Origin of the sequence: Piscinibacterium candidicorallinum (assembly GCF_047549485.1) — a bacterium.
Classification (GTDB): domain Bacteria; phylum Pseudomonadota; class Gammaproteobacteria; order Burkholderiales; family Burkholderiaceae_C; genus Piscinibacterium; species Piscinibacterium candidicorallinum.
In genome coordinates this window covers 63,522-79,604 of the sequence record NZ_CP180191.1, presented here as the reverse complement: position 1 = coordinate 79,604, position 16,083 = coordinate 63,522, and the positions used below count along the sequence as shown (strand labels likewise).

At 65.9% G+C, this 16,083-nt stretch carries 13 protein-coding genes; 2 read left to right on the top strand and 11 right to left on the bottom strand.

Annotation, left to right across the window (positions count from 1 at the left end):
* Positions 1-9 precede the first annotated feature (9 nt).
* Positions 10-936, top strand: coding sequence for a Rossmann-like and DUF2520 domain-containing protein (locus ACMDW7_RS00380; RefSeq protein WP_377304841.1), 927 nt, complete (start codon positions 10-12; stop codon positions 934-936).
* Here ACMDW7_RS00380 and ACMDW7_RS00375 read toward each other — a convergent pair.
* From ACMDW7_RS00375 to ACMDW7_RS00365, 3 genes are all read right to left on the bottom strand, one after another.
* Positions 883-4,326 (bottom strand): PAS domain-containing protein, encoded by a 3,444-nt coding sequence (locus ACMDW7_RS00375; RefSeq protein WP_377304839.1) that lies wholly within the window; start codon positions 4,324-4,326, stop codon positions 883-885. The genes ACMDW7_RS00380 and ACMDW7_RS00375 overlap by 54 nt on opposite strands.
* A gap of 101 nt (positions 4,327-4,427) precedes the next feature.
* Positions 4,428-5,942 carry an aldehyde dehydrogenase family protein gene (locus tag ACMDW7_RS00370; protein ID WP_377304837.1) on the bottom strand — a complete coding sequence of 505 codons (1,515 nt, stop codon included), beginning with the start codon at positions 5,940-5,942 and terminating at the stop codon, positions 4,428-4,430.
* A gap of 245 nt (positions 5,943-6,187) precedes the next feature.
* Positions 6,188-7,279 carry a saccharopine dehydrogenase family protein gene (locus ACMDW7_RS00365; protein WP_377304835.1) on the bottom strand — a complete coding sequence of 364 codons (1,092 nt, stop codon included), beginning with the start codon at positions 7,277-7,279 and terminating at the stop codon, positions 6,188-6,190.
* A gap of 160 nt (positions 7,280-7,439) precedes the next feature.
* On the opposite strand from ACMDW7_RS00365, the gene ACMDW7_RS00360 reads away from it, so the two are divergent.
* Complete coding sequence (locus ACMDW7_RS00360) at positions 7,440-7,883, top strand: Lrp/AsnC family transcriptional regulator (RefSeq protein WP_377304833.1); 444 nt, start codon at positions 7,440-7,442, stop codon at positions 7,881-7,883.
* Here the strand turns inward: ACMDW7_RS00360 and ACMDW7_RS00355 are convergent.
* The 8 genes from ACMDW7_RS00355 to ACMDW7_RS00320 all read right to left on the bottom strand — a co-directional run bounded on the left by ACMDW7_RS00355 (position 7,867) and on the right by ACMDW7_RS00320 (position 16,036).
* Complete coding sequence (locus ACMDW7_RS00355; RefSeq protein ID WP_377304831.1) at positions 7,867-8,211, bottom strand: Na+/H+ antiporter subunit G; 345 nt, start codon at positions 8,209-8,211, stop codon at positions 7,867-7,869. The two genes, ACMDW7_RS00360 and ACMDW7_RS00355, sit on opposite strands and share 17 nt — an antisense overlap.
* Positions 8,208-8,477, bottom strand: coding sequence for a K+/H+ antiporter subunit F (locus tag ACMDW7_RS00350; RefSeq protein ID WP_377304829.1), 270 nt, complete (start codon positions 8,475-8,477; stop codon positions 8,208-8,210). Before ACMDW7_RS00350 ends, ACMDW7_RS00355 begins: the two co-directional genes overlap by 4 nt.
* Before the next feature lie 118 nt (positions 8,478-8,595).
* Positions 8,596-9,081, bottom strand: a complete 486-nt coding sequence (locus ACMDW7_RS00345) for a Na+/H+ antiporter subunit E (protein WP_377304827.1) — start codon at positions 9,079-9,081, stop codon at positions 8,596-8,598.
* Positions 9,078-10,676: a monovalent cation/H+ antiporter subunit D gene (locus ACMDW7_RS00340; RefSeq protein WP_377304825.1), complete on the bottom strand. Its 1,599-nt coding sequence runs from the start codon at positions 10,674-10,676 to the stop codon at positions 9,078-9,080. Before ACMDW7_RS00340 ends, ACMDW7_RS00345 begins: the two co-directional genes overlap by 4 nt.
* On the bottom strand, positions 10,673-11,032 hold the full coding sequence (locus tag ACMDW7_RS00335) for a Na+/H+ antiporter subunit C (protein WP_377304823.1): 360 nt from the start codon (positions 11,030-11,032) through the stop codon (positions 10,673-10,675). The genes ACMDW7_RS00340 and ACMDW7_RS00335 overlap by 4 nt, the downstream gene beginning before the upstream one ends.
* Positions 11,023-13,827, bottom strand: a complete 2,805-nt coding sequence (locus ACMDW7_RS00330) for a monovalent cation/H+ antiporter subunit A (protein ID WP_377304821.1) — start codon at positions 13,825-13,827, stop codon at positions 11,023-11,025. Before ACMDW7_RS00330 ends, ACMDW7_RS00335 begins: the two co-directional genes overlap by 10 nt.
* Positions 13,824-14,906: a calcium/sodium antiporter gene (locus tag ACMDW7_RS00325; protein ID WP_377304819.1), complete on the bottom strand. Its 1,083-nt coding sequence runs from the start codon at positions 14,904-14,906 to the stop codon at positions 13,824-13,826. The genes ACMDW7_RS00330 and ACMDW7_RS00325 overlap by 4 nt, the downstream gene beginning before the upstream one ends.
* Before the next feature lie 152 nt (positions 14,907-15,058).
* The gene (locus ACMDW7_RS00320) at positions 15,059-16,036 is read right to left on the bottom strand and encodes a hypothetical protein (RefSeq protein ID WP_377304817.1); all 978 of its coding nucleotides are present in this window, start codon (positions 16,034-16,036) and stop codon (positions 15,059-15,061) included.
* Positions 16,037-16,083 lie beyond the last annotated feature (47 nt).

The window sequence follows — 16,083 nt, the reverse complement described above, 5'->3', positions numbered from 1 at the left end:
ACAAAGACCATGAATTCACCGACGCAACCCACAGCCCCACGCCCGCGGCTGGGCTTCATTGGCGCGGGCCGCCTGGCGCAGACCTTAGCCCGTGCCGCGCAGCAGGCGGGCTGGACGGTTAGCCATGTGGCCAGCCGTCACGCGGGGCGCGCGCAGGCCTTGGCAGACGCACTGCCAGGCTGCAGCGCAGTGGGCATGGATGCGGTGGTGACCTACTGCGATCTCGTGCTACTCACGGTGAGTGATGACGCCATTGCCAGCGTCTGCGCGGCTCTGCCATGGAGAACGGGGCAGGCCGCGGTCCACTGCAGTGGCGCCACCGAAGTCTCTGCCCTGCAGTCCGCGGCCGCGGCCGGCGCAGCCATCGGTGGCTTTCATCCGCTGACCGTCTTTGCAGACCCCGGGGCCACATTGGCGAGCCTGCCCGGCTGCACCGTGGCCATCGAGGCGCAAGGGACGCTGAACTTGACGCTCGAACAGTTCGCGCAGGATCTGCGCCTGCGCCCGCTCAGCCTGCCCCCCGGTGCACGCGCGCGCTACCACGCCGCGGCCCACTACGCCGGTGCGTTTCTGAACGCGCTGCTGGGCGAAGCTGCGCGTCTTTGGGCCAGCTTCGGCGCCAGCGAGGAACAGACCCTCGCAGCACTCCTGCCACTGGCACGCAGCACGCTGAACGCCGCGCAGACGGGGGGGCTCGCCGAAAGCCTGCCGGGGGTGGTGTCGCGCGGCGATGTCGGCACCTTGCGCAAGCATCTGGACGCAATCGATGGATTGCCCGAGCAGGACATTGCAGCGCTGTACCGAGTGCTCGCCCTGCGTACGCTGCGCACCGCTCGTGGTGCGGGTCGTCTGGACGCCACCCAGGCGGCTGCCATCGAGGCGCTATTGCTCGCCGATCAGCAGCTCGTCCAGACGCGCAGTCAGTCCATCGAGTGACAGGGGCTTGGTCCAGAAGTCCGCAAACCCTGCGGCCAGCGCGCGGTCCCGGTCCTCTGCCATGGCACTGGCAGTGAGGGTGACGATGGGCACGCCCTGGAGAACCGGTTCGCGTCGTAGCGCCTCCAGAACGCCATACCCATCCATGTCCGGCAGGTGCAGGTCCACCACGATGAGGTTCGGTGGATCGGCCAGCGCCGCACGCACACCTTCGCCACCCGTGGCGGCACAGCACAGCGCCACGTTCGGGCGCGACATCAGAAGGCCCTCGAACACAGCGCGGTTCAGGGCGTTGTCCTCGATGTAGAGCACCTTGCCGCGGGCGCGTGCCGACTGCACGCTGCTCTCAGAAACGGAGCGGGTCTGGGCCGGCACAGCTTCGGGTGCAGGAACACGACGCAGCGAGAGCGTGAAGCAGGAACCTTCGCCCTCGGTGCTCTGCACGTCCAGCTGCGCATCCATCAGCTCGGCTAGCTTGCGGGTGATGACCAGGCCGATGCCGACCCCCTCGATGCCCGAGGTTTCCATGCCCAGGCGGTCGAAGGGTCGGAACAGACGGCGCTGCTGATCCGCGCTCATGCCGCGGCCGGTATCGCGCACCGCCAGGCGGATCTGCGCCTCGTCCTGCCCGATCTCGACCCTGACCTGTCCTCCAGCGCGGTTGTACTTGATGGCATTGGAGATGAGGTTGGACAACACCTGCTTGAGCCGCGTGGCATCTGCATGGACATACCAGCCGGCACCGATGAGCAGAGGCAGTTCGATGCTCACGCCGGCCTTCTGCGCCATCGGTTCGAGCAGGGTGCCGATCTCGCGCACGATCGCGCCCAGCTCGACCGCGGCGCACTGCACCGTGCCCTGCGACGAGTCGATCCGTGACAACTCCAGGACCTCGTTGATCATCTCGAGCAGGTGCCAGCCCGCAGATTCGATGCTCTGAAGATGATTGCGCTGCGGCAGGCTGAGATCCTGTGCCGGGTCATGCAGCAGCAGCTGCGAAAAGCCCAGGATCGCATTCAGCGGGGTGCGCAGCTCGTGGCTCATGCGTGACAGGAACTCGCTCTTTGCCTGGCTCTCGCGCACTGCAATCTCGCGCTCGCGCCGATCGCGCTCGGCCTGGGCCATGTCGGTCACATCCCAGTTGACGCCCACGACGATGCGTTCTCCCTGCGCGTTGCGCGAAACGATGCCGCGAGAAGCGATGCTGCGCTCCTGTCCATCCGCGCGCCGGATCGTGAACTCGCGGGTGAGCTGCTGATCAGCCTGTGCACTGCCCAGAAGGGTGCGAGCGGCCTGACGCTCGCCAGCATCTACGGCAGTCCGCCAGATCTCGTCGGGCATGCGCCCGCTGGCACGCGGTTCGCCGTACAGGTCAAACATCTGTGCGTCCCACCAGGTTTCGCGCCGGTCCACGTTGTGCTCGAAGATACCGATGCGGGCGGTCTGCGTGGCCAGGGACAGCCGGTCCAGGGCGCTGCGCAGCTCGAGCTCGATACTGCGCTCGTAGGTGATGTCGCGCTCCGTACCCACCAGCTTGATCACCGTGCCTGCGGGGTCTCGAACAGCCGAGGCGTTCAGGCGCAGCAGGCGACTGACGCCGTCTGCGCGCCGGATCCGGTAGACCAGGCCGCGGGTCTGGCCATCCTGCACGACCGCGTCGAGCAGGGCGTTGTAGCGGCCCAGATCCTCAGGCTCGACCTGTTCATCCATGCGCGCCTTGCTGATCTGCATCTGGCGCTCCCCCAGACCCCAGATCCGCATGACCTGCGCGTCGTTGTCGAAGATGCCCGTCGCCGGATCAAACTCCCAGAAGCCGATGCCCGACGAGCTGGCGGCCAGCTGCAGGCGCTGGTTGATGCTCTGCTCAGTCTCCAGGGCCACGCGGATCTCGGTGATGTCCGAGGCGACGCCGATCACCGACAGCAGCCGCCCGGCCGCATCGCGCTGGCTGCGGCTGCGCGTCTGCAGGTGGCGGATGTTGCCGTCGGCGAGACTTACGCGGTACTCCACGAGCACGACTTCGTCGGTGTTGAAGCTGGCGTCCCTGGCACGCTCGACAAGTGACCGGTCTTCCGGCAACACGCCATGGATCGCGGCGTCCAGGGTCCAGGTCTGGTTCGGGTCCAGGCCGTAGAGTTCGTAGGCACGGGCGTTGGCAGTGATGATGTTGGTGGCCGCGTCCAGACGCCAGATACCGACGCCGCCGATGTTGGCGGCCAGATCCAGCTGCTCGGCCAGGGCCTGGCTCTCCATGGCCAGCTGATAGCCGGGGGTGTTGTCGGTCACCAGCCCGACGGCATGCATCGGCACGCCGTCGGTGTCCAGCTCAACCTCCCAGACCGAGCGCAGGGCGACGATGCGTCCATCGTCATGCCGGATGCGATAGAACGTCTCTGCGATGCCACCGCTGCGCAGGGACTCCGTCCAGATCGCGCGCGCGCGCTCGCGATCGCCATCGATAAAGCGGGCGCTGGCCTGCTCGAAACTCGGTACCGGGCCGGTGGGATCGAAGCCGAACAGCTCGAACATGCGCGCGTCCCACTGGCCCTGACCGGTGCGAAGATCCCGCTCCCAGAAGGCTGCGTGGCCGGCGTGATTGGCCAGACGCAGACGATGCTCCAGACGTTGCCGCGTCTGCATGGACTCAGAGATGTCCTGGAAGGTGCCCACCACCGCCACAGGCTGCCCGGCCAGCTCAATGCGCTGCCCGGCAGAGCGCACCCAGATCACACGGCCGTCCGCCCGGCGCAGTTCGTTCTCGACGATGAAGGGCTTGCCGTGCTGGATACAGTCCGCCAGCGCCGGCTCCAGCAGCTCGCGCGCCCTGGGCGTGTAGTAGGAGATCGCCTCCTCCACTGTGAGCTGCGGGCCATCGGCGTCGAGCCCGTAGATCTCGAACACCTGCCGGTCCCAGTGGTGAAAACCCGAGATCAGATCGATCTCCCACAGGCCTACGCCGGCCATGCGCTGCACGCAGTTGAGCAGTGCGTCGCCGCGCAGCAGCTGCACGTGGGCATGATCATCCTCATGCAGCAGATCGAGATGGCCGGCCGCGCCGCAGGGCGTATGCCTGCCATTGAGCGCCACTTCGATCGGGCCGGCCGGCAGGTTCAGCTGCACGCTGATCTCGAAGCCGCGCCGATCGCGCATGCAGGCGTCCAGCGTGGCACGCAGCATGCCTCTCTGCACATCAGGCACCAGCCGCAGGAAGTCTTCGAGCGAGCTCAGCGTGGCGAGCGGCGCGAGCACGCCATGCAGTGGCGCCCAGATGCGCACCACGCCGCTGCCGCGTTCCAGACTCCATAGCGCCGCGTCGAGACTGTCGAGCGCGGCGCGCAGATTGGGATCCGCCTCGGAGGCGGCAAATGAAAACGGTTCAGTCCGTGCCATGTCCAGCGGGCGGGGTCCATGCCCGCGCCCGGCAAGGCTAGCAACGGCCCGGGCAAATCGCCAGCAAGGAGATGCCCGGCTCGGGGCGTCCCGTCGCCGTTTCAGTCAATCTCGAAGCGGATGCCTTGGGCCAGCGGCAGGCTGCTGCCGTAGTTGAAGGTATTGGTGGCACGGCGCATGTAGGTTTTCCATGCGTCCGAGCCGCTCTCGCGGCCACCGCCCGTGTCCTTCTCGCCACCGAAGGCGCCGCCGATCTCCGCGCCACTGGTACCGATGTTGACGTTGGCAATGCCGCAGTCGCTACCTTCGTCGCTGACGAAGCGCTCGGCCTCGCGCATGTCGTTGGTGAAGATGGCCGAGGACAGGCCGTGATTCACGGCGTTGTTCAGTGCGATCGCCTCGGTCACGTCACCGCTGTACTTCATCACGTACAGGATGGGCGCAAAGGTTTCGTGGCAGACCACAGGCGTCTGGGCCGGCATCTCCACGATGGCGGGCTGAACGTAATAGGCGTTGGCGCCGAGTTCGGTGAGCACCCGCTCGCCGCCCGTGACCGTGCCGCCCTGGGCACGCGCATCGTCCAGCGCGCGCTGCATGGCCTCGTAAGCCTGCTTGTCGATCAGCGGGCCGACGAGCGTGCCGTCCGCCACGGGCGACCCGATCGGCAACTTGCCGTAGATCTGCTTCAGGCGCGGCACGAGCTGGTCGTACACGCTCGCGTGCACCAGCAGGCGGCGCAGGGTGGTGCAGCGCTGGCCGGCCGTGCCCACGGCCGAGAAGGTGGCCGCGCGCTCGACGATCTTCAGATCGGCGCTCGGCGCAATGATGGCCGCGTTGTTGCCGCCCAGCTCCAGCAGGCTGCGTGCAAAGCGCTTGGCACAGGCCTCGCCCACGGCGCGGCCCATGCGCGTCGAGCCAGTGGCCGACACCAGCGGAAAGCGCGCATCATTCACCAATTGCTCGCCGAGCTCGCGCCCGCCCTGCAGCACGACGGACAGGCCCTCGGGCGCGCGGCCGAAGCGCTTGGCGGCGCGCTCGAAGATGGCCTGGGTGGCCAGGGCCGTGAGCGGCGTCTTTTCGCTCGGCTTCCAGACGATGCTGTTGCCGCAGACCAGGGCAAGCGCCGCATTCCAGCTCCACACCGCCACCGGGAAATTGAAGGCGCTGATGATCAGCGTGGGGCCGAGCGGATGCCAGGTTTCCATCATGCGGTGCTCGGCGCGCTCGCTCTGGATGGTCAGGCCGTAGAGCTGGCGCGACAGGCCGACGGCGAAGTCGCAGATGTCGATCATCTCCTGCACCTCGCCCAGACCCTCCTGAAGGATCTTGCCGGCCTCGATCGACACCAGCTGGCCGAGCGCAGCCTTGGAGGCGCGCAGCTCCTCGCCCAGCAGACGCACGAGCTCACCGCGCTGCGGTGCCGGCAGCTTGCGCCAGGCGCGGAAGGCCTCGACGCTGCGGGCCACGGCCGCGTCGGCCTGCTGGTGGGTGGCGGTGGCCACAGGGCCGATGGCCTCGCCGGTGATGGGCGTGCGGGCAATCAGGTCGTGCGAGTCGGCGGTGTCGGGCATGGTGACGCCGAGTTCGGCGAGCAGCTTCAAGGTGTCGTGCTTCATGGCGGTGCCTCTAGGCAGGGCAGCGGGCAGAGGCCGGCTGCAATCAATCAATGGAAGGTCTTCAGGCTAGCGGACGCGGCTTGGCTCGCTGATCCATCGGTGCCGCCAGCACGATTTCTGTAGGTGCTTTCCGCTTGTCTGGTGCGGCTCTTCAGCCATTTTGGTCTGGAGAGCCGCATGAAATGGACTTCTACATCTCTGGATGCGGGCTGCACCGGCCCAGGACATCGACTCAGGACATCTACTCAGGAAATCGACTCCACCCGACCGCTTTCCTCATAGGCCCGGCCAAAGCGGTTGGCAAGGAAGTCGCTCAGCTGAATCTGCTCCTGGCGAATGAAGCCGGTCTTGGGCAGCTTGCCTTCGCGGAACAGGTCCACAGCGCAGCAGATGCCCGCCGCCGTGGTGATCTGGATGGCCGACAGGGGCTTTGCGCCGCGCTCGGCAAAGATCTTGCGGGCGAACACTTCCTGCACATAGGCGCCGTTCTTCTCGCCGCTGACGGTGATGAACACCAGCACCACGTCCTGCATGGTGGTGGGCACGCTCTTGCGCATGATGTTCTTGAGCGTCTCCTGATCCTCGGACAGACGCAGCTCCTGCAGCAGCACCTTCATGAGCGCGTTGTGGCCGGGGTAGCGCACGCTCTTGTAGTCGAGGTTGCGCACGCGGCCACTGAGCGTGTCGCACAGGGTGCCCAGGCCGCCGGAGGTATTGAAGGCTTCGTACTCCACGCCGTCGAGCGAGAAGTGCTCCATGCCCTCGAGCGCCTGTAGCTCCGTGAGGCGGCCCTCATGGATGGCCTCGCAGGGGTGGCAGTACTCGTTGATCAGACCATCCACGCTCCAGGTCAGGTTGTATTTGAGCGAGTTGGTCGGGAAGGCCGGCAGCGCGCCCACGCGCATCTTGATCTCGTCGATCTTGTCGAAGGCCTGCGCGAGCGAATGCGCAGCAATGCCGATGAAGCCGGGCGCCAGACCGCATTGCGGCATGAAGGCGGTGTTGGCGTCCTTGGCCATGGCCATGATGGCCTTGGTGGCGGCCACGTCTTCGGTCAGATCGAAGTAGTGCACGCCGGTGACCTTGGCGGCCTGCGCCACCTTGATGGCCATGTGGTACGGCAGGGCGTTGATGACCGCGTCGTGGCCCGTGAGCACGGCCTTCAGCGCGCTGTCGTCTTCGGTGTCGACCACCGCGGTCTTGACGCCAAAGGACTTGAGCTTTTCCAGCGGCGCGGCCACCTGGTCCACTACGGTGAGCTGGTAGTCGCCGCTTTCGGTCAGCAGGCGGGTAATGGTCTGGCCGATGTGGCCGGCGCCGAGCAGGACGATCTTCATGGTGGTGTTCTCTGTGCGGTTGGGTTGGCTCGCAAGGGTGCGAGCGATGGCGCGCAGTCTAGAGAGGGCAGCTGACGATATGAAGGCGCAATCTGGCTAATTCGGTAGGCAAACGAGACAATATGTCTGTCTTGAAGAGTCAAAGTGATCAGATAGCGCCATGAATACCCCCACCGACGCCACCGACCGCGCCCTGCTCGCCCTGCTGCAGGCCAACGCCCGCGAGAGCGTGACGACGCTGGCCAAGAAGCTCGGCGTGGCGCGCACCACGGTGCTGGCGCGCATGCAGAAGCTGGAAGCAGCCGGTGTGATCACCGGCTACAGCGTGCGCATCAACCGCGCGGGCGTGGAGGCCGGGCTGAGCGCCTATGTGGGCCTGACGGTGGAACCCAAGCGCGGGCGCGATGTGGTCAAGCGCCTGGGCAGGATGCCCGAGGTGGCGCTGCTCGCGTCAGTGAGCGGCGAGTTCGACTACCTCGCGCTGGTGCGCGCTGCGTCGAGCAGCCAGCTCGATGCGCTGCTCGATGAGATCGGCGAGCTGGACGGCGTGGTCAAGACCACCAGCTCGGTGGTGCTGGCCGAGAAGCTCAATCGCCTTGCTTGAGCTTGGCCGCAGGCTCCTTGGGCTTGATCGACCCATCCATCTTCATCGCCGCCTTGATCAGCAGGTGCGCGGAGACCGGAGCGGTCATGAAGAGGAAGAGCGTGATCAGCAGCTCGTGCAGGGACAGCATGCCCTGGGCGTTGAACCAGATCATGGAGGCGATGAGCACGCAGCCCACACCGAGCGTGGTGGCCTTCGTTGGGCCGTGCAGGCGCTTGAGAAAGTCGCCGAGCTTGGCCAAACCGTAGGAGCCGATCAGCGCGAATACGGCGCCAATCAGGATCAGCACGGCGATCAGCACATCGAGCCAGAGGGGCAGGGCGTTCATTCGACGATGTCTCCGCGGCTGATGTACTTGCTCACGCAGACCGTGCCGACAAAGCCCAGTAGCGCAATCACGAGTGCGGCTTCAAAGAACAGCATTGTCTTGAACTGGATGCCGATCAGCAGAAGCAGCGCCACGCTGTTGACATAGAGCGTGTCCAGCGCCAGGACACGGTCCGGCAGGCTGGGGCCTTTGAGCAGGCGCAGCAGGTTGAGCACGAGCGCGAACGCAAAGGCGCCGATAGCGATGGGCACGACGGTGCTCAGCATGACGCTGCCTCCCGTTGAGCAACCGAAAGGGCTTTCCGCTTGTCCCATGCGGGTTTCCAGCCATTTTGGCCTGAAGAGGCGCATGGATGCTGGATCTGCGTTCTGAAGTGCTGGCTGTTCATTCGAAGATCTCCAGCAGCGGGGCTTCGTAGCGGGCCTTGATGCCGGCGATCAGCTCGGCTTCGTCATCGACATTGAAGGCATGTATCAGCAGGTGGGTGCGGTCCTGCGTGAGGTCCGCAGACAGGGTGCCCGGCGTCATGGTGATGATGCCAGCCAGCGCGGCAATGCCGTGCGGATCGCGGATGGTCAACGGCACCCAAACGAACTGCGGGTTGAGCTTGGACTCCGCGCCGAGGATCTGCTTGGCCACCGTGATGTTGGACATCACGATGTCGTAGAGCACGATCAGGCCAAGTTTGATGATGGTGCCGGGGCGCTTCATGCGCGCCCGGTCTTCGCCGCGGAATCGGTCCGTGAACCACGGGATGCTGATGCCAAAAAGCGCGGCCAGCAGGAGGTTGCCCGGCGACACGGAGTTGTTGAGCAGCAGCCAGGTGATGGCGATCACTAGCGACATGAGCGGGGAGGGCAGCAGCTTCACTTCTCGCCTCCGGCTTTCACGCGTTCATTCATTTCCTTGCGGATGTCATGCACCGGCGGCACGGGCTCCTTGCCCAGCACAGCACGGATGTAGGTCTGCCGCTCGAATAGTTGCTCGGCCGTGGCCTGCGTGTAACGCGACAGCGAGCCCGCCATCACGCTCGTGAGCACCAGCAGGCCCAGCAGCGCCCACACGGGCAGCTCGCGCGCCAGACTGAAAGCCGCGCCTTGAGTGCGTTCGTTGCCGCTTTCCCAGAACAGGCTTGCGCCGGCGCGGGCAAAGGCCACCACCAGCAGCAGACTGGAGATGAGCACCACGGCCCACACCCACACGCTCAGGCTGGAATCCGCCGCGCCCTTGAGCAACAGAGCCTTGCCGAAGAAGCCAGCCAGGGGCGGCAGACCGGCCACCGCCACGGCGCCGATGAAAAACATGACGCCAAGCCGCTGGCGATCTGCGCCAAAGGCCGCAGCCGCCAGCGTGTCTCCACCGACGGGGCGTGACAGCATCACGCGATCGGCCACAAGGAACATGGCGCAGGCCGCAAGCGTGCTGTTGACCATGTAGAACAGGCCAGCGCTCACGGTGTCCGCCTGCGCCAGACCCACAGACAGCAGCAGGATGCCCGCCGAAGCGACCACGCCGTAGGCCACGGTGCCGCGCAGGCGCGTGGCCGCGAGCGTGCCAAGCGCCGCAAGCAGCAGGGTGAGCAAAGCCAGTACCGCCAGCCAGGGCTGCACCGTACCCGCGGCCGCGCCCGCATCACTGCCGAAGATGAGTGTGCTGGTGCGCACGATGGAATAGAGCCCGACCTTGGTCATGATCGCAAACAACGCGGCGGCCGGCGCCGTGGCGGCCGAATAGGTGTCGGGCAGCCAGAAGTACAGGGGCAGCAGCGCCGCCTTGACAGCAAACACCACCATCAGCAGCAGTGCCGCGGCCTGCACCAGCTGCGCGTTCTCGGCCCCGAGCTGCGGCACCTTCACCGCCAGGTCGGCCATGTTCAGCGTGCCCGTGAGGCCGTAGAGCAGGCTCACGGCGATCAGGAAGAGCGCACTGGCCGCGAGGTTGAAGGTGATGTAGTGCACGCTGGCCTTCAGGCGTGCGGCGCCTGCGCCATGCAGCAGCAGCGCATACGAGCTGATCAGCAGCACCTCGAAGAACACGAACAGGTTGAACAGGTCAGCCGTCAGGAAGGCACCGTTCAGCCCCATCAACTGGAACTGGAAGAAGCTGTGGAAGAGCGCGCCACGCCGATCATCGCCCGCGCGCGCATAGACCAGTGCCGCCAGTGCCACCACACTCGTGAGTACCAGCATCAGGGCGGTCAACCGGTCCAGCGCCAGCGCGATGCCGAAGGGTGCCTTCCAGTTAGACAGCAGGTAGGCGCTGATCTGCCCGGTGTCGGCCTTGGCAAGCAGGCCGAGATTGACGACGAGCAGCGCCGCCACGCCCAGCACCGACAGGGCACCGACCCAGCCCGGCCGGGTGCGCTCGAGCAGGATAAGCGCTGCGCCCAGCATCAAGGGCAGCACGATCGGGACAATGATCCAGTGCGCCCAGAGCGACCCGGCAACCCATTGCACGGGGTTCATCGATCCTCCCCGTCCACATGGTCCGAGCCCGTGTCCGCACGGGTGCGCAGGGCGATCACGAGCATCACGGCTGTGAGCGCAAAGCTGATCACAATCGCCGTGAGCACCAGCGCCTGAGGCAGCGGGTCTGCATAGCTCGCCAGTGTGGGCGGCACGCCCTTTTCAATGATCGGCGGTGCGCCTACCTTGATGCGGCCCATCAGGAAGATGAACACATTCACCGCGTACGACAGCAGCGTCAGGCCCATGATGAGGTCGAAGGTGCGGGCACGCAGCATCAGCCAGATGCCGGAGCCGGCCAGGATGCCGACCCCGAGCGCCATCAGCCCTTGAACCGAGAAGAAGCTCACTTCCATGTGGGTTTGCCTCCGGCAGTGAGGCGCGCGATCGCAAGGAGCGCGAGCACCGTGGCGCCGACCACCGTCAGGAACACGCCGAGGTCAAAGATCGATGCGCTGGCCAGCGGCACGCCGCCCACCCCCGGGAGCCAGGGGTAGTCATAAGTGCTCGTCAGGAAGGGGTGCGCCACGAACCAGCTGCCGATGCCGGCTGCGCCCGCGATCAACAGGCCCCAGCCGATCCATGGGCGGTAGTCACCCGTGGCACGCTGCGCCATCCAGGCTTGGCCATTGGCCACGTAGGTCAGGATGATGGCGATCGCGAGCACGAGGCCCGCAATGAAGCCACCGCCCGGCAGGTTGTGGCCACGCATGAACAGATGCATGGCCACCACCGCTGCAAGGGGCAGCAGCAGGCGGCTGATGAGCTTGAGCAGCAGCGGGTGCTTGTCGCGCTCGGCCTCACCGGCCATGGGGCGCAGGCCCTCGGGCTTGAAGTTGCGCAATAGGGCAAAGATCATCAGACCCGCGATGCCGAGCACGGTGATCTCACCCAGGGTGTCGAAGCCGCGGTAGTCCACGATGATCACGTTCACGGCATTCGAACCGCCGCCCTGCGGCACAGTGGTCTCAAGGAAGTAGGGCGAGATCGAATTGAAGGGCCGCGTCAGCACCTGCCAAACGATTGCGGTCACGCCAGCGCCTGCGAGCACGGCCACCGCAAGATCACGTGCCTGCCGCAGCCTGGAGCGCTCCGGTGGACTCTCGGCAGGCAGCCAATGCAGGGCCAGCATCATGAGCATGATGGTGACCATCTCCACCAACAGTTGCGTGAGCGCGAGATCCGGCGCCGACAGATAGACGAAGCCCAGCGCCACCACCAGACCGGTAGCGCCCATGAGCATCAGGGCCAGCAGGCGGCGCTGGTAGCAAATGGCCGTGGCCAGCGCGCCCGCCATGCCGATCAGCCACACCGCCACAAAGCCGAAGGACAGGGGCGTGGTGGGCAGGGCCTGCGGCACAGGTGCACTGCTGAAGCCGGCGCGCACAAAGGGCCAGGCGCCGAGCACAAACGCGGTGCCGAAGAACAGCAGCAAATAGCGTTGCAGGCTGCCGTTCTGCAGGGCCAGCGTGAGGCGGCGGGCGCTGCCGATGATGCGGTCCATCTTCCACACAAACACATCCCGCCCGCCGCGCGGCAGGTGGTTGGTGGTGTGCAGGTTGATGCGCTTCTGCAGCCAGAAGTACACGGCCAGCCCGCCCACCAGCGCGATGGCGCTCATCAGCAGCGGCAGGTTGAAGCCGTGCCAGATGGTCAGCTTGTAGACCGGCAGTTCGCCTGGGCCGCCGTGCAGCGCCGCCTGCGCGGCCACGGCCAGGGTGGGGCCAATGATCAGGCTGGGCACCACACCCACCAGCAGGCACAGCAAGGCCAGCACTTCCACCGGCAGGCGCATGAACCAGGGCGGCTCGTGCGGCGTCTTGGGCAGGTCCACGGGTTCGCCGTTGAAGAACACGTCGTGGATGAAGCGAGCGCTGTAGGCCACGCTGCAGATGCCGGCAATGGTGGCGCCGATCGGCAGGATCCACTCCATGGCGGCGTGGGTGCTCTTGTTCACCGCCTCCATGAAGAACATTTCCTTGGACAGGAAGCCGTTGAACAGCGGCACGCCAGCCATGGCCGCACTGGCGATGATGGCCAGCACGCCGGTGATGGGCATGTACTTCATCAGGCCATTGAGCTTGCGCATGTCACGTGTGCCGGACTCATGGTCGATGATGCCCGCCGCCATGAACAGCCCCGCCTTGAAGGTCGCGTGGTTCAGGATGTGGAAGACCCCTGCGACGATCGCAAGCTTCTCGTCCAGCCCGAACAGCAGCGTGATCAGGCCGAGGTGGCTGATGGTGGAGTAGGCCAGCAGACCCTTGAGGTCATGCTTGAAGATCGCGATGTAGGCGCCGACCATCAGCGTGGCCAGGCCGGTCAGCGAGACGATCCAGAACCAGGGCTCCGTGTTGCCGAGTGCGGGATACATGCGCGCCAGCAGGAACACGCCCAGCTTCACCATGGTGGCCGAGTGCAGGTAGGCCGACACCGGCGTCGGCGCGGCCATGGCATGCGGCAGCCAGAAGTGGAAGGGGAACTGCGCGCTCTTGGTAAAGCAACCCAGCAGCACCAGCACCAGCGCCACTTCGTACAGCGGATGGGCGACGATCTGGTCCCCGGCGCGCAGCACCTCGTCGAGCTGGTAGCTGCCGACGATGTTGCCGACGATCAGCACGCCCCCGAGCAGCGCAAGCCCGCCCAGGCCCGTGATGGCCAGGGCCATCTTTGCGCCCTCGCGCGCATCGTCGCGGTGGCTCCAGTAGCCGATCAGCAGGAAGGACGCGAGGCTGGTGAGCTCCCAGAACACCACCAGCAGGATCAGGTTGTCGGCAGTGACCGCGCCAATCATGGCCCCCATGAACAGCATGAGGAACATGAAGAAACGTGGCGCCGGATCTTCCTTGGCCAGGTAGTAAGCGGCGTACAGCACGATCAGACTGCCGATGCCGGTGATCAGCAGCGCGAACATCCAGGCCAGGCCATCCATGCGGAAGCCGAAGTTCAGGCCGAGCTCGGCCAGCCAGGGGACGCTATCGCGCAGGATCTGCCCGCCGAAGACCGCTGGAGCAGCAGCCAGCACCATGGCGAGCGCGACCAAGGCGGTGGCCCCGGCCAGCCAGGCGGCCGTCTTGCGGGCGGAGTTGGGCAGACAAGCAATCAGCGCAGCGCCGATGTAGGGCGCAAGCGCCAGCCAGATCAAGCTCATGCGGTCGAGGGGCTGTTCTTTTGGCGGAAGAAGGACACCAGCAGCGTGATGACCGTGATCGGCACCACGAAATACAGCATGGCGTTGCTGAACATCGGCAGCGCGTCATGCTCCTGCGAGGCCATGATCAGGTAGGCGGTATAGGCCACGTAGTAGCCAACAAAGACCGCACCTTCCCAGCGCGCGATCTCGCGGCCGGTGATGAAGATCGGCAGGCAAGCCACAGCCACGGCCAGCATGACCCAGATGTCGAAGCTGACGATCGAGGGTGCCACCGCCAGGCCGGCCGGCGCCATGAGACCCGACAGACCGAGGCAGCCCAGGATGTTGAAGGTGTTGCTGCCTACCACGTTGCCCACGGCGATATCACGCTGGCCCTTGATGGCCGCGGTGACCGAGGTAGCGACTTCCGGCAGGGACGTGCCGGCCGCCACGATGGTCAGTCCGATGACGAGGTCACTCACACCCAGCATCTTCGCGGTGGTCACCGCCGCTTCGACCAACCAGCGGCTGCCTAGCACCAGAAGTACCAGACCACCGATGATCAGCAACACCTGGACCGACCAGTGGCGGTCCCAGGTGGAGCTCATGTCGACCTCGTCGTCGAACTCGCCATTGCCAGCGGCAGCGGTCTGCTTGCGAGACTGTATGACGAGAAAGGTCGTGTAGACCACAAGCGCCGCGAGAAGGACGCCCGCCTCCCAGAATGCCAGCTTGCCATCTAGGATCATCAGAAGCAGTGCCAGCGAGGCCGCGATCATGATCGGTACTTCCTGCTTGATGAGCTGGATGTTCACGATCAGAGGCGCGATCAACGCCGAGATGCCCAGGATGAACAGCACGTTGAAGATGTTGCTGCCCACCACGTTGCCGATGGCGATGTCCACCTGCCCGTTGAGCACCGCACCCACTGACACGGCGACTTCCGGCGCGCTGGTGCCGAAGGCGACCACGGTCAGGCCAACCACCAGCGAGGAAATACCAAAGGACAGAGCAAGCTTGGCTGCGCCGCGCACCAGCAGGCTCGCGCCGATCACCAGGGCGATCAGGCCGCCGGCGAACATCAGGAAGAGGGTCATGATCTTGTTGTGCGGAAAATCATCAGAGGCATAGAGCCTACTTGCACTTGATGCACCGCCGCATCGCGGAAATCCCGCGTGAAGAATGAAAAACGGGTGACTCCGTCTGCAGAATCACCCGTTTCGTCGCAGCGTACGCCGTGAATTGCGCGCTAGCCCTGTTCGATCGGGGGCATCGGCGGTTCCGGTTCGATGAGGAAGCGCGCAAAGGCCACCGTGTCTGCGGCGTCTGCTGGCGAGGTGTTGGGGGCGAGCTTGGCCTCGATGTCCGACAGCAGCGCGATCAGCCCCGGCCGGGTGTAGGTGCGCGAGATCTTCACCATCAGCATCGCGCCTTCCTGCGGTGCGTCGCGGCGCAGCGCCGTGATGAGGTGCTCACGCGCCTGCTCCAGGGCAATGTCCTTTTGCAGCGGCACAACCGTGACCTTGGGCATCAGGTCCATCACGTCACGGTTCAGGATGCTGTCCGAGGGCCACTCAGGCATCGCCGAGCTTTGAGTGGTCTCTAGCGACGGCGCGCCGGGGATGGCTGCGCCTGCTGGCGTCTTGGGGACGGGAACGGCCGCGGGTGCTGCGGCTGCGGGCACAGGACTGGGCGCCGGGGTCGGCGCTGGCGTGACGACACGCTGCGGCCGCGTGTCGACCATCGGCGGTGCGCCCAGCCAATTGCGCATATCTCGGGGGGCGTCTGCTGCAGGCGCAGCAGCAGGTTTGGGTGCGATCACGGGCACCGCCGGCGCGGGCGCAGGGCTTGGCGGCGGTGGCGCGGGAGCGACTTGCACCGCCGGTTCGGGCCGCGGCTCGACCGCTGGTGCAGGCGCGGGTTCTGGGGCCGCGATCGCCTCCGGCTGGGGCGCCGCGGCTTCGACCGGTGGCGATGCAGGCGCTGGCGCGGGCGGCGGCTCGGCAATCGCTTCGGCTGGCACCTCGACCATGCCCATGTCCTGCAGGACGAGCAGCGAGTCAGCCGGCGCGCCGGCCTTGACGGCCAGCATTTCGATCATGGCGGACGTGCGCTTGCCGTCCACCAGAAGGAGGACGGTGCGGAGTCTTTGGGAGATGCCCTTGGCCCGGGTTTGGAGTTCCTGGCTGCCGAGCGCGGTCCGGGCGGGTACTGAATCTGGACGCATGGCGACCGAGAGTTTGACTGATTGCGTGTTGTTTGCGGCGAGTTTAA

Excerpts from the sequence above, each read along its gene's own strand:
- ACMDW7_RS00380 (WP_377304841.1), top strand. The coding sequence starts at position 10 with ATGAATTCACCGACGCAACCCACAGCCCCACGCCCGCGGCTGGGCTTC.
- ACMDW7_RS00375 (WP_377304839.1), bottom strand. The coding sequence starts at position 4,326 with ATGGCACGGACTGAACCGTTTTCATTTGCCGCCTCCGAGGCGGATCCC.
- ACMDW7_RS00370 (WP_377304837.1), bottom strand. The coding sequence starts at position 5,942 with ATGAAGCACGACACCTTGAAGCTGCTCGCCGAACTCGGCGTCACCATG.
- ACMDW7_RS00365 (WP_377304835.1), bottom strand. The coding sequence starts at position 7,279 with ATGAAGATCGTCCTGCTCGGCGCCGGCCACATCGGCCAGACCATTACC.
- ACMDW7_RS00360 (WP_377304833.1), top strand. The coding sequence starts at position 7,440 with ATGAATACCCCCACCGACGCCACCGACCGCGCCCTGCTCGCCCTGCTG.
- ACMDW7_RS00355 (WP_377304831.1), bottom strand. The coding sequence starts at position 8,211 with ATGAACGCCCTGCCCCTCTGGCTCGATGTGCTGATCGCCGTGCTGATC.
- ACMDW7_RS00350 (WP_377304829.1), bottom strand. The coding sequence starts at position 8,477 with ATGCTGAGCACCGTCGTGCCCATCGCTATCGGCGCCTTTGCGTTCGCG.
- ACMDW7_RS00340 (WP_377304825.1), bottom strand. The coding sequence starts at position 10,676 with ATGAACCCCGTGCAATGGGTTGCCGGGTCGCTCTGGGCGCACTGGATC.
- ACMDW7_RS00335 (WP_377304823.1), bottom strand. The coding sequence starts at position 11,032 with ATGGAAGTGAGCTTCTTCTCGGTTCAAGGGCTGATGGCGCTCGGGGTC.
- ACMDW7_RS00330 (WP_377304821.1), bottom strand. The coding sequence starts at position 13,827 with ATGAGCTTGATCTGGCTGGCGCTTGCGCCCTACATCGGCGCTGCGCTG.
- ACMDW7_RS00325 (WP_377304819.1), bottom strand. The coding sequence starts at position 14,906 with ATGACCCTCTTCCTGATGTTCGCCGGCGGCCTGATCGCCCTGGTGATC.
- ACMDW7_RS00320 (WP_377304817.1), bottom strand. The coding sequence starts at position 16,036 with ATGCGTCCAGATTCAGTACCCGCCCGGACCGCGCTCGGCAGCCAGGAA.